The 570-nt window shown below is 43.2% G+C and carries 1 protein-coding gene; it reads left to right on the top strand.

The window, feature by feature from the left end:
- Positions 1 to 570 (top strand): class II aldolase/adducin family protein (locus ACWHAR_RS30345; protein WP_452088841.1); only part of this gene is annotated, 570 nt, incomplete at both ends.

The raw sequence follows: 570 nt of genomic DNA, 5'->3' as shown, positions 1-570 counted from the left end.
GACCGCACTGTCTGCAACTGGGGCGGGGGGAATACATCTATGAAAACAACGGAAAAGGATTTTAGAGGCCGTGAAATAGAAGTAATGTGGATAAAAGGAAGCGGTTCGGATTTGGCAACAATGAAAGCGCATAACTTTACCGGTTTGAAATTAGATGATATCCGCCCGCTGATTAAAAGGGACCAAATGCCAGATGAAGAAATGGTAGACTATCTGTCTCATTGTATGATAGACAGCAAACATCCCCGCCCTTCAATTGAAACGCTGTTACACGCTTTTCTGCCATACAAACATGTTGACCATACCCATCCAGATGCGATTATCAGCATATGCTGTGCAGATAATGGAAAACAAATCGCTGAAGATATTTACGGAAACCGGTTTGTATGGGTGCCATACGTCCGTCCTGGATTTACTTTGTCTAAAATGATCGCTGAAGGCGTAGCAAACAATCCCCACGCCGAGCTTGTATTAATGGAGAAACACGGCTTAGTCACTTGGGGAGAGACGTCTGAAATATGTTATCAAAAAACGATATCCATCATTCAAGAAGCCGAGCAGTATATTAAC

Source organism: Bacillus sp. LR--39 (assembly GCF_053613335.1).
Note: the sequence above shows the minus strand (reverse complement) of the source record. Positions and strands in the feature narration are given on the sequence as shown.